13 protein-coding genes are annotated in these 15,074 nt (G+C 46.7%); 5 read left to right on the forward strand and 8 right to left on the reverse strand.

Annotated features, from left to right (window positions below):
* Positions 1-62 precede the first annotated feature (62 nt).
* The 3 genes from ADU22_RS02415 to ADU22_RS02425 form a co-directional block, all read right to left on the reverse strand.
* Positions 63-692 carry an HAD family hydrolase gene (locus tag ADU22_RS02415; RefSeq protein ID WP_053360739.1) on the reverse strand — a complete coding sequence of 210 codons (630 nt, stop codon included), beginning with the start codon at positions 690-692 and terminating at the stop codon, positions 63-65.
* A gap of 165 nt (positions 693-857) precedes the next feature.
* Positions 858-2,243 (reverse strand): M28 family metallopeptidase, encoded by a 1,386-nt coding sequence (locus ADU22_RS02420; RefSeq protein ID WP_053364438.1) that lies wholly within the window; start codon positions 2,241-2,243, stop codon positions 858-860.
* 189 nt (positions 2,244-2,432) lie between these two features.
* Positions 2,433-3,218 carry an SDR family oxidoreductase gene (locus tag ADU22_RS02425; protein ID WP_053360740.1) on the reverse strand — a complete coding sequence of 262 codons (786 nt, stop codon included), beginning with the start codon at positions 3,216-3,218 and terminating at the stop codon, positions 2,433-2,435.
* Between the two features lie 104 nt (positions 3,219-3,322).
* Here ADU22_RS02425 and ADU22_RS02430 point away from each other — a divergent pair, with 104 nt between their 5' ends.
* Positions 3,323-4,693, forward strand: a complete 1,371-nt coding sequence (locus ADU22_RS02430) for a hypothetical protein (RefSeq protein ID WP_053360741.1) — start codon at positions 3,323-3,325, stop codon at positions 4,691-4,693.
* 280 nt (positions 4,694-4,973) lie between these two features.
* Here ADU22_RS02430 and ADU22_RS02435 read toward each other — a convergent pair whose 3' ends face one another.
* Together ADU22_RS02435 and ADU22_RS02440 are read right to left on the reverse strand one after the other, a co-directional pair.
* Positions 4,974-5,438 (reverse strand): BsuPI-related putative proteinase inhibitor, encoded by a 465-nt coding sequence (locus ADU22_RS02435; protein ID WP_053360742.1) that lies wholly within the window; start codon positions 5,436-5,438, stop codon positions 4,974-4,976.
* Between the two features lie 160 nt (positions 5,439-5,598).
* Positions 5,599-6,861, reverse strand: a complete 1,263-nt coding sequence (locus ADU22_RS02440) for a S8 family peptidase (RefSeq protein WP_053360743.1) — start codon at positions 6,859-6,861, stop codon at positions 5,599-5,601.
* A gap of 335 nt (positions 6,862-7,196) precedes the next feature.
* Between ADU22_RS02440 and ADU22_RS02445 the strand changes: the two genes are divergently transcribed.
* The 3 genes from ADU22_RS02445 (at position 7,197) to ADU22_RS02455 (ending at position 11,490) form a co-directional block, all read left to right on the forward strand.
* Positions 7,197-8,465: a S8 family peptidase gene (locus ADU22_RS02445; RefSeq protein WP_053360744.1), complete on the forward strand. Its 1,269-nt coding sequence runs from the start codon at positions 7,197-7,199 to the stop codon at positions 8,463-8,465.
* Between the two features lie 156 nt (positions 8,466-8,621).
* Positions 8,622-9,863: a TolB family protein gene (locus ADU22_RS02450; RefSeq protein ID WP_053360745.1), complete on the forward strand. Its 1,242-nt coding sequence runs from the start codon at positions 8,622-8,624 to the stop codon at positions 9,861-9,863.
* A 508-nt stretch (positions 9,864-10,371) separates the two neighbouring features.
* Positions 10,372-11,490 (forward strand): SH3 domain-containing protein, encoded by a 1,119-nt coding sequence (locus tag ADU22_RS02455; protein ID WP_053360746.1) that lies wholly within the window; start codon positions 10,372-10,374, stop codon positions 11,488-11,490.
* A gap of 303 nt (positions 11,491-11,793) precedes the next feature.
* On the opposite strand, the gene ADU22_RS02460 is transcribed toward ADU22_RS02455, so the two are convergent.
* The 3 genes from ADU22_RS02460 to ADU22_RS02470 all read right to left on the reverse strand — a co-directional run bounded on the left by ADU22_RS02460 (position 11,794) and on the right by ADU22_RS02470 (position 14,628).
* The gene (locus ADU22_RS02460) at positions 11,794-13,395 is read right to left on the reverse strand and encodes an aminotransferase class V-fold PLP-dependent enzyme (RefSeq protein WP_053360747.1); all 1,602 of its coding nucleotides are present in this window, start codon (positions 13,393-13,395) and stop codon (positions 11,794-11,796) included.
* Positions 13,396-13,428: 33 nt separating this feature from the next.
* Positions 13,429-13,977, reverse strand: a complete 549-nt coding sequence (locus tag ADU22_RS02465) for a glycerol-3-phosphate acyltransferase (RefSeq protein ID WP_053360748.1) — start codon at positions 13,975-13,977, stop codon at positions 13,429-13,431.
* Between the two features lie 396 nt (positions 13,978-14,373).
* Positions 14,374-14,628 (reverse strand): hypothetical protein, encoded by a 255-nt coding sequence (locus tag ADU22_RS02470; RefSeq protein ID WP_053360749.1) that lies wholly within the window; start codon positions 14,626-14,628, stop codon positions 14,374-14,376.
* A gap of 326 nt (positions 14,629-14,954) precedes the next feature.
* Here ADU22_RS02470 and ADU22_RS02475 point away from each other — a divergent pair.
* Positions 14,955-15,074 (forward strand): helix-turn-helix domain-containing protein (locus ADU22_RS02475; protein ID WP_156324425.1); only part of this gene is annotated, 120 nt, incomplete at its 3' end.

Raw genomic sequence — 15,074 nt, forward strand, 5'->3', positions numbered from 1 at the left:
CTGTGTTCATTGCCTGAAGGATACACTGTAGCTGACAGGGCAACCTTTCGACAATTATCCGCCTACGCGAGGATTTCCCAGCGCCTGCTGCTCGCCACTTCTAAAAGCCGCGGCTCAGGCTGAACGGCCACCGGATTGCCCACGAGCTCCAGCACATTCAAGTCCGAATAGCTGTCTCCGTAGGCAAAGCTGTTTTCCCAATCCACTTCCATATGGGAGAGGTGCTCATATACGGCTTCTTTTTTGCGGCTGCCATTTATGTATTGCAGGTCGTTTTTGTGAAAATTGGTGCCGATGATCTCATCAAATGGGAGTTTGGCGGCCACCGAATTGAGGAGAGGCTGAAAAGCGCCCGACACCAGCATAATATAATAGCCATCCTTCTGATGCTGCTGCAGCCTCGCGAGCACCGGTTCACTCAGCTTTTCGCTCATCATGCTCCCAAGCTGGAAAAAGAACTGGTTTACCTCCGTTTCCGTAGCCTTTCCAAAAGATGTGATATAGCTGCGCATTGAATGCTCCCTCATCCTTTGCTCCGGGTAAAGCTTGCATTTATAGGCGGCATATACTGGCAGCATTCTCGACATAAAGGAGCGGTATTTCCGAGGGTGGGTTTTCAAGTGCTTCATCAGCAGAGGAAATGTTTCTTCCGGAAACAGCGTGCGGTCAAAATCAAAAATCGCTACTCTCATCCCATCAACCTTCCATTCGTTTATCCCAAGTGTAGCACGGAGCAGGTTCTAGCGCCTCATCAAAGAGGCCTCTCACCCTTTAACACTGCACCGCACTGCGGGTCAGGCACCCTTTAGCGCAGTGAAGAAACGCCGCGCTGAGCGCGGCGTTTCTCTTTGCGGGGGCTATTTTTTGTTTAATGCGGGCACGTCTTTCCTCACCACATCGAACAATCCGGCTCCGATGATGTCGAGGGCTGATTTCATTCTTTCAGGCGAGACATTGTCTTCAATTGTGTCCTGCGGTGTATGGTAGACTTTCTCGATATGGTAGACTAGCGGGTCCCAGCTGTCAATTCCCATCCAGATGAACAAGGCGGCAGGAATGCCGGCATTATGGAACGGAACATGGTCACTTGAACCGAATGTGCCTGGCAGGATGTCGGAATTTCCAAGACGGGCTCCTGCTGCCACAGTAGAATCCGTGACAATATTCTTCGATCCATTTGGCGTCATCGCATATAGGTTTTTCGCTGGTTCATAGCTTGTGGCAACCATGTCCGGAACGAATACCGCTTCAATATTTTCGCGCTGTTCCTGATTTAATTGATCCACATAGTGTCTMGCGCCAAGCAGGCCGCGCTCTTCGGAACCAAAGGCAATGAACTTCAGCTCTTTATCGGTGTTATAGCCTTTATACACACGCGCAAGCTCCAGCATCAAGCCGACTCCGGAAGCATTGTCATTCCCGCCAGGCGCACCGACAACGCTGTCATGGTGGGCTCCGAGAATGACTTCTTTTGTATTTGCTGTTTTCACCTTAGGAGCTTTGGTGGCAATGACGTTAACAGATTGCAGGTTAGTGAAATGCTCAGCAGTCAGGGAGATTTCAACCGGCCCTTCCGCCAGCTGCTCCTTGAGCCATTCACCCTGGATAAACGCCGCTCCAAAGACTGGGATGTCAACATTAGTCGTCAAGCTTGGATTGAATGTCTGACCGTAGTTTCCGCGGCTTCCGACAAGGCTTTGCAGGATGACGCCTGCTGCACCGGATTTAACTGCATTGTCAACTTGTGTACGGTATCCAGCTGTTGTCGAAGCTCGCGGCATGACAACAATCTTTCCCGCCGTATCAGCCGGGAAATCAGAAAGACTGCCGCCACCTTCTACAAAGATCACTTCCCCAGTGACAGCTTCCTTGCTCACCCTTCCATTCGGAGCAGCGGCCATCTGCCATTTCGTTCCGTCGGCAAGAGCAACTTGTGCTATGTACTGATCGGCTACCGGGAAGTATTGATATTCTACGTCATAGCCATAGCCCTTCAGGACGTTGGCAATGTACTGAGCGGACTCATGCTCCGCCTGCAGCCCGCCAGGACGAGGGCCAATTTCCTCTGACAGATAGCGGATATGCTCGATTGCCCGTGCCGCGTCAACCCTTGCCACCACTTTCTGATCCTGTGAATAAGCCGATTTGCCGCCGCTTCCATCAGCAGCCGCAATCCCGACTGGACCGAAGGCCATCGACAAAGCTAAAAGTGAAGCTGCTACCTTTAACCCCTTTTTTCGCATAACCATGCTTTCCCCTCCCATTAGTTGGCTTGCTGTTAAACTAGCAAACCCCAGATTCTTACATCCATATCGTAGTTCACTAGAATGAGAGGGTACAAGCTACCAAGCTACCAATTTTCCAAATATTTTAAATTTTATTTTGAGCCTTTTTTACCAAAAGGACAAGGGGAGCGCCCCCTTGTCCTCTTGCTATATCTCCATTTCCCAGCGTTCCTGCTCGGTTTTCTTTAGCTGCTTTTCGGTATCTTCGGGATAAACCGTGCGGAATTTATGGGAATCTGCGGGGATGATTTCAATCATTTTTTCAATCATGTTCTCCGGGTCGAACTGGTTCTTCAGCCCTTCCTGCTGTTTGAGGATGTCTTCTTTTTTCGTGAAGTTCTTTTCATCATCGAACCATTTCCAGATTTCCTCTCCGCTGCGATCATTGAATCCTGTATCAAAAGCACCCGGGTTGATGGTCGCCACCTTGACACCAAAGCCTTCCAGTTCCGATTTCATCGTTTGGGCGATCCCTTCAATTGCATGCTTGGTCGCGGTGTAGGGGCCGACATAGGGCGTGGCCGAGATTCCTGCCATCGAGCTCATGAACACAATTTTGCCGATACCTTTTTTTACTAGATTCCTGGCGGCAAGCTGCACTGTTTCAAGGGTGGCGAACACATTCACTTCAAAAAGCGCCCGGACGCGGTCCATCGGCACCTCGGCGAGCGGCCCGCCTTCATTAATCGCCGCATTGGCGACAAACACGTCAAAATCATAGTCCTCGATCTGCGCCCTGTCCCTAAAGTTGGTGATATCGAGCTTGAACACTTCCAAATCAAGCCCCTCTTCCCGCGCTTCCCTTAAAAGAGCGGTTTTCTGGGGCGTAATTTCCGTTGTGGCAATCACCCTGTGGCCTTTCCGGGCAAGCCCGAGCGCTGCCCCCTTGCCAAGCCCGCTCCCTGCGCCTGTTATAAAAATTGTTTTATTCATACTAACCCCTCCTGACACCTATCTCCTTCCCTTTTTACATGCTGTTCACTCCCCTAAATCCTCCATTATTCCCCGGAAAATATCGTCTTTCGACAGCAAAGAGGGTGACAAGCACGCCACATTCCCCTACAATAAGACATATACATAATTTCCATTATTCGGAATATATTCCGTTTAATAAGGAGGGAGAAGACATCAATAAAAAATACCTGTTAACTGGCATCGTCGTTACGGTTCTTTTGCTGGCCTTTTCAGTGAGCTACTTCCTGATGCGGGACGGCGATGTCTACAAATATCACACTGGCCTTGGGAGCAGGCTGGCATTGTCTGCTGACGATCAGCGTCTTGCCTTTTCCTATTATAAAAATGGCAGGGAAGCGATTTATAGTGCCGATATGGATACGATGAAAAGTGAGCAAATCACGTTTCCAAAGGAAGGCCGCCACAGCCACCCCGCGTATTCAAGGGATGGCAGGAAGATTCTGTACGTTTCGGAGAACAAGGAGAGGATTCAGTCCCTCATTGTGGCCAATAACAACGGCAGCGCCCCAAAGAAACTATCCGGTGATGATCTGCATGTAGCGGACGCGCTCTTTTCCGCGGACGGACAAAAGGTGTTCTTTGCTGGAATTGAAGGCGAAGAATTTCTAAAAGCGGAAGGTGAAACACAGGAAGGCCTTGATTTGTATTCCGTAGGCATTGATGGCCAAGGCCTGGAACAGCTGACAGACTCTGATCATTTTACGATGGAAAGCCTGTCTCTCTCCAAGGATGGCACCGAAATCTACTTCAAGGATTTTACAGATGTGTATGTCTACAATATCGAAGAAGGACGCAAACGAGGTTCTGAGCTGACATCACAGATGCCCTCTGAACCTTTTCACCTGACCTTTTCGCCGGATGGAGACAAGGCTGCCTATACAGCGGTATCGCCCGAATCGAAGAATTCGTCGCTGTTTGAGTATGAACTGTATGTCCGGAACCTGGAAAACGGCGAGTCCACCCGGCTGACCGACCTGAAAAGTTCTGTTGTCTCGCCCGTCTTTTACCATAATGAAGACAAGATTATCTTTCTGCATGATCGAAACTGGCCGGGGAGCCCGGAGGAGTACCGGGTTCATACTGTGGGGCTTGACGACGGGGATGTAGAGGAGCTTTCATTGGTTCTTCCGAAGGTAAAGAGTTCAAACAGTCCGGTGAAATTTCTCGATGCAGCGGTAAACAGTTGGACGATTGGGGGACTTTACACCCTGCTGCTGGTGCTTGCCATTTTGTACTTCCGCCCGAAGAAAACATTCAGGCCAGTTCTGGCCAGCCTGGCTTTTGGGATTCTCGGCTTTATAGCAAGCTTTGTGGTTGCGTCTACCGGAGACCCATGGGGCGGGATAGCTGTGGGTTTTATTTCAGCCTATATTCTCGGGTGCACGGCAATCGCCTTCCTCTTTGCCTTAGCGGTGAAGATGCTTGTAAAATAAGGGGGCGGGGACACTTCAGCTGTCCCCGCTCTTATTATTTCAGGAACATGTCTGTTTTAGCCCTTAATCAAACGATTGATTAAATTGGGCAGGTTGCGATAGGCTGTAAACCGTCTCCTTCAGGGTAGAATMAGAGCCAGTATGTTAAAAATGGTTTTTAGATAAAATAATAGAAAAGCAGATTTCGAAAATTGCTGCCATTAATAAAAGCAGCCTGAACAGTGCTGCCACTGCCCAGGCTGCTTTTGTTGAATTGATGCACGAGAACCGTCCCCCTGCTCTATTCCACGGTGAACTGTGTTATGGTTTTGTATTTTGGGCCGTCTTGCGGGGTCATCCAGGCTGACAGGAGGTACTGGCCTTTTTCGAGGTTGAGGTCAGTGAGGTCAATTTCGTAGGTGAGCGATTCTCCTTGCTTGATCGTCTCGGTGCCCAATACCTGCAAAAAGCTGGCGACGCTCGAGAAAAGGAACAGCTCCTTTCCGTCCTTGGTCGATACCGAATAATCGAATCGCTGGGAACTGGTGAATTCAAGCGTTACTTCCTTTTCGGTCTGGTTCTTCACTTCATATTCAAACAAAAATGCGTCTTGCTCGGTCAAGCTGGCCTCCATTTCMCCTGCCACGATTCCCCCACTCCCTTTGCCGCTCGTTTCCTCAGCCGGCTCATTGGCCGGCACCTTGCCGCCTGTTCCGCATCCTGCAAGCAAGATACCCAACAGGAACAGCATCCATGCTTTTTTCATTGTTCCGCCTCATTCCAAGTAGATTCACTTCTTATTATATATGTCGCGCGGGAAGTTTAAACGTTACAAGGGGAGTGTTCTTATGCCTCAAAATGGGTTTGCCGGCAGCAGCCTGACAAGAAAAGCCATCTGAACTAGCTCAGATGGCTTTTACCCTGATTTATTTTACCCGCGGGAAACCGTATCCTGATGCATAGTCGTCGCCTGTTCCGGCTCCTGTGCCTCCTTTGATGTCATAAAGCTTGGAGCGGTTTTGCAGGTCGCTTCTAAGCTGGGTATGGCTCATCGAAGGGTTGGAGGCCCAAATCTTGGCGGCGAGTCCGGAAACATGCGGCGTAGCCATGGACGTTCCGCTGATCGTATTGTAGGATCCATCAAACCAAGTGGATTCAATCGCACGGCCAGGGGCGGAAACTTCGACATCCCGTTCCTGGATCACATAGTCTCCAGCTGTGGCAGGGTTCCCCCTCGAAGAGAAGTCGGCCACTCGGTACGTTCCGTTTTGCTGCACATTCTCAAGGGCGGCAACGGCCACGGCATTTGTCAGCGCCCCCGGATAGCCGATCGTGTTTGCGTTCGGACCGCTGTTACCGGCTGCCGCGACAACAAGAACTCCCTTGCTGTAGGCGTAGTCAACGGCATTGGTAATGAGTGAATTCTTCGTACTGGAGCCAAGCGACATGGAAACAATCACTTTGGAGCCTGTTCTGCTTGCTTCATTGGCTGCATGCTCGATGGCGCCGGCGATATCATCGGAATAGCCTGAGCCCCTGTCATTCAGAACCTTGTATGCCCAAAGGTCTGCCTGGGGAGCGACTCCGTATAGTCCAAGTCCGTCACTTCCGCCATGTGCCAGGACCGTCCCCGCCACATGAGTGCCGTGTCCATTCTTGTCACCGCAGGAGCCATTGACCAAAGGCGAACGATTCTGTGTAAAATCCTTGCACTGTTCCGCGCTGCCGGCCAGATCCCTGTGATTGATATTGACGCCTGTATCCAGGACCGCTACCTTTACGTTGTCACCGCCAGAAGGAGTCTGGATAGAGCTGTCATTATAGATGGCTTCGATTCCCCAAGGAGTCTGGTCACTAGGAAGCGATGCAGCTCCAGCACCTGGTTTTGCTGCTGTTTCAACCGTTGTTTCCAGAGTAACCTCCGGGACTTCCTCAATTTTAAGATTTTTATTTTTTAATAAGGCCTGATATTGCTTTCCGTTTACTGTGGTTGTGAAGCCATCGCTGCCAAATTCCCAGCGCACCCCGTAATCCTGTTTGGCTTGTGATTTGGCGGAACTTGGACCCTGGATCCATACCCGGTACGTTTCCTTGGCATCTGCTCCCTGTCCGAATGCCCCTGAGGCAAAAACCGATAACCCCATCGTCAGACTAAGTGCAGCAGCTCCAAGCAGTCGTTTCTTCTTCATTCAATCGCCCCTCTCAACCATTTAACATCAGCTTATGTTTTGCTGTGTTTTTATCGTAATGTAAATATTCCAAACATTACAATCAATAACCTGCGGTGGCATGTTGGGAAATTTTTTAATAGGAAAATAGGGACAATGCCGCCATATAAGCAAATTTTTTTAGCAAAATAGTCCTGTCTAGAGGCTGTTTTCATCGTAATCTTTTAAAAATCATGCTGGATATTTTCCCAACCTTGTTTCCAATCATTTCTATTGAAATGGAATAAAGTCCTAAAATAAACTAAATATTACAGCTGGTTATGGCTGTACATACCAGAATTGAGAGGAGAAACCAAATGAAAAAGAGAACAAAGCTTGGATCTGCCTTTGTTGCACTTTCCCTCGGCCTTTCCTTGTTTGCGGCCGGTACCGGCGCACAGGCACCGGAAACAAACAAGTCTCTCCGTGTTGTGATTAAAGGGCCAAATTCGGAGATGGCGGATGCAAAGAGGAATTTTGGGGTCCGCTGGGATTTTGGCAGTGAAGGATTTACAACCAATGTGAATGAAAAGCAGTACCAGGCATTATTGAAGAATAAAAATCTTAAGATTGATAGAGTACCTGAAGTAGAGCTCGACAGCAGGGAAAACCCGGCAAAGCAGGATGCCAGTGCAACAGCCCTCTCTTCCCTGCCAAGCGACAGGACTCCTTGGGGCATTGAGGCGATTTATAATGATGCCGGCATTACTGCGACATCCGGGGGCTCAGGAATCAAAATCGCGGTCCTGGACACTGGCGTTTATACCAATCACTATGATCTGAGAGGCCAGGGTGAGCAGTGCAAAGATTTCACTCAGCTTTTATCCCCTATGGTAAATGGATCTTGTACAGACCGAAATGGCCATGGTACGCATGTTGCCGGCTCTGCGCTTGCACACGGCGCTTCAGATGGGCTGGGAGTCTACGGTGTCGCGCCTCAGGCCAAGCTTTGGGCGTATAAAGTACTCACCGACAGCGGTTCGGGCTATTCCGATGACATTGCCGGCGCGATCCGCCATGCTGCAGACGAAGCAGTAAGAACAGGTTCGAAAGTCGTCATTAATATGTCCCTCGGTTCAAGCGGCAAGGATTCAATGATCGCCAGCGCCGTTGACTACGCATATAGCCGGGGAACCCTTGTAGTGGCTGCGGCCGGCAACAGCGGATATGCCGACAATACCATTGGATACCCGGGCGCATTGACAAAAGCGGTCGCCGTGGCGGCCCTCGAAAACGTCCAGCAGAATGGCACTTACAGGGTAGCGAACTTCTCATCAAGAGGAAACTCGGCAACCGATAATGATTACATCATCCATGAGCGCGATGTGGAAATCTCGGCGCCAGGAAGCAGCATTCTCTCCACCTGGTATGATGGAAACTACAATACCATCTCAGGAACATCCATGGCGACTCCGCACGTAGCCGGACTTGCCGCAAAGCTCTGGTCGTCCAACTCCTCCTGGAGCAACGCCCAGCTGCGCTCCGAACTGCAGCGCAGAGCCAAACTCTATGACATCAAAGGCGGATACGGCGCCGCAACAGGCGACGACCATGCCTCCGGATTTGGATTTGCCAGAGTGAGGTAAGTGAGGCAGGGGGACGGTTCTCGTACATCATCAACTAAGGTAAGAGAGCGGCCTGGCCAAGTCAGGCTGCTTTTTTGCTGCCTTTCCTTTTAACAACCACATAAAAAAACACCTATTGCAGATAGTAGGAACAACACATCAGAAGGAGATTCATCCATGAAAAGGATTCTAACGCTCACGCTGCTTCTGGCGATCCTGCTTCCGCTTTCACCATCCTCCGCTTCCGCCGCCAACATCCAAGCCGCCTTCATCCGTGAAGGCAACCTGTGGGTATTAAAAAACGGCGAGGAAACCCAGATCACTCGATCAGGCACAATCCTCGGCACACCAAAATGGTCGCCTGGCGGGAACATGCTCGCCTATCAGCTATCGGTAGCCATAGAGCCTGCCACAGACGAAAAGCAACAGTCCGAGGTATGGATTTACAACGCGAAAAGCGGTGAAAATAAGAAGATTTTCCATGATGGCTATTCGCCAAAGTGGGCCCCCAACAGAAATGAACTGGCTTTTAATGCCCGTGGCATTTTAAATATCTCCAACTTAAAACAGTTTTACAATATTGCAGCTGGTGTCAGTGACTATACCTGGCTTCCGGACGGCTCGGGGTTTCTGCTGTCTGCGGCCGGGACGCTTCGCCCTGATGGCTGGTCGAGCGCCGCTCTTTTTACAAAAAAAGTCGCCAAGCCTTATGAAAAGATTGAGCTTTTCGGCGGAGTGGAGCCCTTTTTTACATTGCCAAGGGAGGTCGGAACTACTGCCAAGAACAAGCTTATCGCCGTTAATGCTGAACATTTCAACTATTCCCCGAGCGGCAGGTGGATTTCCTTCATCGTTTCGCCGACCGCCTCGTGGTCCATGGACAGCAACATGCTTTGCGTGATTGATCATGAAGGAAATAACTTTGAGGTGCTGGATGAAATCGTGTTCGAGGTTGGTGAACCAAAATGGGCTCCTTCCGCCGATACCGTTGCCTTCATAGCCGGAGGCGGACGGATTGTGTTCGGATTTAAAAACAAGGATTTGAAAGTCAGGGACATGCCGGTTTCAGGCAGCCTGACTCCTGCCGATTACGCCGACCTGGATTTCAGTTGGATCACCAACACTTCCCTCGTTGCCGAAAGAATAAAAGAGCAGGAATGGACCAATGATTTCAGCAAGCATCCGCTGCCTGCGCTTTATTTTATCGATCTTGCTGAAAATAAACAGAGGAAGATCACCTCCCCGCCCCCCGGGTTTGGTGACTATGCGCCGCAGTTCATTAATGGAATAAACAAAATTGTTTGGCTTAGAGGAACCTCCATTACGGACCGAAACAGAACTCTTTGGAAAGCCAATCCTGATGGGTCCCGAGCTGCCGAGTGGGTGAAAAATGTGGAGCAGGTTGTATTTTACCAATGAGAGACTGCTTTTGTCACAACCTGGACACAGGTTTTTCGAATAACATGGATAATTGATGCAATCGCCGGGATAATTGATGCAATAAGTCGAGTAATCGATGCAAACCTGAAATTAATTGATGCAATCCATCCATTACTCAGTGTAACCCAACCAGTAATCCATGCACTCAGCCAATAATTGATGCTATCCTGACAATAATGGAGCCGATTTGCGGAATTTTGGCGCAGCCAACTCAAAACAGCCTGTCCAAAGGGTATATTCGCCCTTGGACAGGCTGTTTTTTTAAGGTCCGCTTAACCTTTTCCTAAAAAATTTTCTCGTTCTCCGTTAAGCTTGGATTTATTCCAAAAGTGTCAAAAAATTTCGCCTTTTCATCCGCACCTAAATGTCTGAGAGTGATATCATATAAGTAGAACAAACCAATTATTGGAATTTACAGGTACCCAGTAATATTTAAATAATAGATTGCTCTATTGGACAAATGACTCTAGTAAAGGAGAGGTATGTCATGGCCCAGTCAGATAACCAGAATCGGCGCTCCAGTCATTTGCTGAAAAAGATTTCAAAGGTAATCATCATCTCATCCATCCTCGCCAGCAGCTTGCTGATGCCGCAGCCCCCTTTTTCAGAAACAAACACCGCCATAGTGGAAGCCGCCAGCCTTTCTTATACGGTGACCGCAACAACCTTGAATGTTCGTTCAGGACCAGGCACGAACTTTTCACGGATTGGCCAGGTGAAACAAGGTACAACTCTTCAGGTGAGTCAAAGAATGAGCAATGGCTGGTGTAAAATCTCCTACAATGGGAAGACAGGGTATGTCAGCGGGGATTACCTTCGGGCCAATACCTACCGTGTCAACACGGCTGCCTTAAATGTGAGGACCGGCCCAGGCACACAATATAGTAAAATTGGAGTATTAAAAAATGGCACTCTCCTGAATGTCATCCAAAGGGAAAGCAATGGCTGGTATAAAATCTCCTACAATGGGAAAACAGGGTATGTCAGCGGGGATTACGTGACGACGGGCAATGCTGCCACTAGCTCAGTCCGGCTGAAAGTGCCGATTATCGCCCAGCGGCCAGAGCTGCCAAGCGGCTGTGAAGCAACGGCACTCGCAATGGCCCTGCAGTATCATGGGGTAAAAGTAACCAAAACGACACTGGCCAATCAAATGCCATATGACAAAACCAAGCTCGTGAGAAATGCGGATGGCTCCATCAGAATCTGGGGCGATCCCAATGCAGGCTTTGTCGGAACACCTTACGGAAATGGGTATACCATCAACCCAGGGCCATTGAAAAAAGTGCTCGACAAGTACCGACCCGGCGGAGTGAATCTGACAGGAAAGAACTTCTCCGAAATAGAAAAATATATACGCAACGGCAAGCCAGTGCTTGCATGGTTTACGATCAGCCATGAAATGCCGAAAGCCCGCACATGGAAAACGCCTGCAGGCAAGACGATCAACGCGGCTCGGCCGCTGCATTGCGTGGTTGTAACCGGGGTCGACGCAAACTATGTGTATTTCAATGACAGCGAGCTAGTGAAAAATGTGAAAATACCAAAGGATAAGTTCATAAAAATCTACAACGCCATGGGCAAACGGGCCTTGGCAGTGAATTAGGGAATGAAAATGGCCTGAGAATTCAGCCATGGGTTCGCTTGTGAGGGGCAAACTCGAGTTAACAGGATGTTTCACATCGCCATTAGGAGAATGAATATACAATTTTGGGAAGTAAATGCGCAAAGAAAAATGCTTGGATTGACTCCAGGCATTTTTTATAACAATTTTTATGAAGGATAAGCATCACTTACAGTCGTCATTCTTCAAACATTAAACGTAAGAATTCTTTTTCTAGGTAAAAAGGATTGTTTGTCATACTTGAAAAACCTTTGCATCATGATCTGAAAATAAAATACGATTGCGTCAAACCCTCTCAACACAACAACCCACCGTTTTCTCAAAAATGGCAATCGCGGCTTCAATCTCCGCCCCTCTTAAATCCCCCATAAATGCAAACTGGATCCAGTTTTTTTCCATTAAGTAACTACTTTCATAACTAACCATAATGCCCTTTTCCTTCAGTTGGTCACCAATCGTTTTTGAAGATATCGTATCTGGAAGGGCAATCGTCACGATACCGGGAGAAAACATTTCATTCCCCAGGATTGTGAATCCTGCATCACTTAATCGTCTTTTTGCAGCATGCCCCAAAGTATGTCTATTTTCGAAATCCACTTGTTTTACCGCTTGGTGCAAGGCAGAAAGCAGGTTTGAAGAGTGGGTATACGGTACACTGTCCGCACTGGCATACTGTCCCAAGTCTAAGTATCTCGGTATTTCTTTATCAGGCCCAATCGCCTCCTGATGAAAAACAATTGCTAACCCGGGATAGGAACCAAGTCCCTTTCCGCTTACGGTGCTTGCTAAATATACATCCTTTAAATCAATGGGAACGATTCCAACAGAACTGCAGGCATCTACGGATACTTTTAATTGATGCTTTTTGGCTACTTCAATGATTCGATTTAAATCGTAAAGATAGCCAGTCGATGTTTCACAGTGTACGGTCCAAATCCAATCGATATCATCATATGTATTTAGAACGCCTTCAATTTCATCAATCGAGATCCTTTCATTCCACTGCTTCGCCAATTTGTAGTACTTCAACCCAAGCCGGTCCGCATGGTCCATTAACCGGTATCCAAACTCTCCATTTGCAAGGACCAGACCTTTTCCGGGGAGCTTTTTCAATTGAGCGCCTACTAAATCATTCGCAAGAGTTCCGGTCCCAATGACAATTTGGGCATGATTCGCATTCACGAGTTCGCATAGCTTTGCCCGGACTGCATTCATTTCGTTACTGAATTCATCCGAGCGGTGCGATATAGCTGTTTTTCTGAATGCATATTCAACTTCTTTCTTAACCTCTACAGGGCCAGGCAGAAAGTTCATTCGTTTCAAAGGATGCTTTTTTTGCTTCACCAACCTTGTAAAAGCCTTTGTTGACGTCTCAAACTTTTCCAGTGTCAAGTACATCGGCTGAAACATGGCCCCCGTTTTCCCAACCATTGGTCCAAACGGTTCGAAACCAATTTTTCTATATAAGTTGATTTGCCGATCAGTACCTGAAATAAGTGCCATGTTATAATTTTTTCCCAAGCAATAGCTAACCAGTTCGTTGACCAATTGAAAGAAAACCCTGGTTTTTCGATAGTTTTTTTTCACAGAGAGCAGCCGGACTTCACAGGGGTTTGCATGCGCTGGTAAATAGTAATCTAAATCATCCAACTTATAGTCTAGCGAAAAGGGACGATTGCCACGCACTGCAATCATTCCAATCACTTCTCCTGCATCTTTTGCAATGATATAGACATTTTCACGATCAAACTTATCTATTAAACGACGGTCCCGGTTCTGCTGATGCTGAGGGATTTCCTCGACAAATGTTTCATAATTTAATTGATAGATCTGTTCCATCTCTTCCGGTTCCGAAGCTATTTTATATGTGAGAGAATTTGGTTCCATTCTCTTACCTCCCCTAGATAAAAAGAAACCTGTTCATTTTTTAATATGTTGGTGTACAAGAATCAGGAGCAAAATGAAAAGGCCAATTGCAAAATAGGATTCTCCCATTATCCAAGCTGTAATGGGAATGGACGCCATTGAAATCAAACCAGCCATCGTAAAATTCCGAGTAAATAGGTAACCGGTTCCGAAACAAATCCCCAAAACAGGAATCGCAATTGGAACAAGAAACAACGTTGACGCTAAAAAAACGACCACTCCTTTTCCGCCTTTAAAGCCTAGTTGCATCGGCCAAATATGCCCTACCAGCAAGAAAAAAGCACTAATTAACAACATTATTTTATTTTCCGGAAAGAAAATAGTCGTTATAGTAAGTGCAACGATGACCTTTGCCATATCAAGGAGCAATGTATATAAAAATCCTTTTTTACCCAAATGTCTCCCGGCATTTTTGGCTCCAGCATTACCGCTCCCAAGTTTTCGAATATCTTTTCCTATCATCCATTTTGTTACGTAATAAGCAGCCGTCAAGCTTCCCAGAAAATAAGACAACAAAATAGCAGTTAACAACTTTAGCAACATACATTCCCTCAAATGACCATTTTTTATTTCTTATACCTATTTAGCAATCATTCCACTCTACTGTTGCCTATCCGTATTCTTCACCAGACCCATTTTTTAGGGCAATATTAGACTAACCATAACATATAGCACGGTTTTATCCTACCATAAATATCCTTTTTATTAATACCCCCGATAAGAATTGAAGGTATTCAGCCTTATATGGTTTGATAACACTGGATGTACTTTTTTTCTAAAAAGCCATGTAAAACATTATTTTTAATAAATAACAATAAACAAGGATCTTAATTGGGACCCTTGTTTTAGATTCTTATTGAAGGTTAGCACCCGTGCAACTAGTACCTTCTCTAATTTTGTTCCATTTGTTCAATCTACGAAGTAATGGCTTAGTTAAGTTTATTTTCTTTTACTTTTACCTATCTTCTTTTCATTACCACGTTTAAAGTTTCCCGTAATTTTAGCTAACAATAACTGGATTTCTATTATATTATCTTCAACATCTTTAATTCTTGCTAAAAGGCGTTCTGCCTCACTATCCTTTATAATTTTAATTTGTTTCCCTTTGTAATAGATTGCTACCGTTCCTTTTTTCGTTGTTTGATAAGTAAAAGGTTCTTCACTTAATCTGTTTCGTTTATCTATTTCACTCACTACCTCATCTCCTAAAAATTATTATATTTTCAGACATTATTTTCAAAAAATCTATTTGCTTCACTTGTTTTTCTTTAAATTCAATTCACAGTATTTGTCAATTATGACAGAAGCAGCGATTTCTTAGTAACCTGCCCCTTCGCTCCATAAATCTTCTAAACACCTTTATATACTAAATTCGCTCTTATTAATACATATCCTTTTTAAACTAAGCAGCCCTTCTTAAATGGGGACAGGCACTGGCGTGCACCCCAAAAGTTAGAGTCAAAATCTAATCTTTTGGGGTGTTTCTTTTGACTAAAAAATATAGTGATGATTTGAAATTAATGGTGGTCAGAGAATATCAAAAGGGGAAATTAGGAATTAGACCACTGGCCAGGAAGCATGGGATCAAGTCAAAGTCAGAAGTTGACAGGTGGATAAAAGTATATGAGAGATTTGGTGCT

Origin of the sequence: Bacillus sp. FJAT-27251 (genome assembly GCF_001273925.1) — a bacterium.
Classification (GTDB): Bacteria; Bacillota; Bacilli; order Bacillales; family Cytobacillaceae; genus Mesobacillus_B.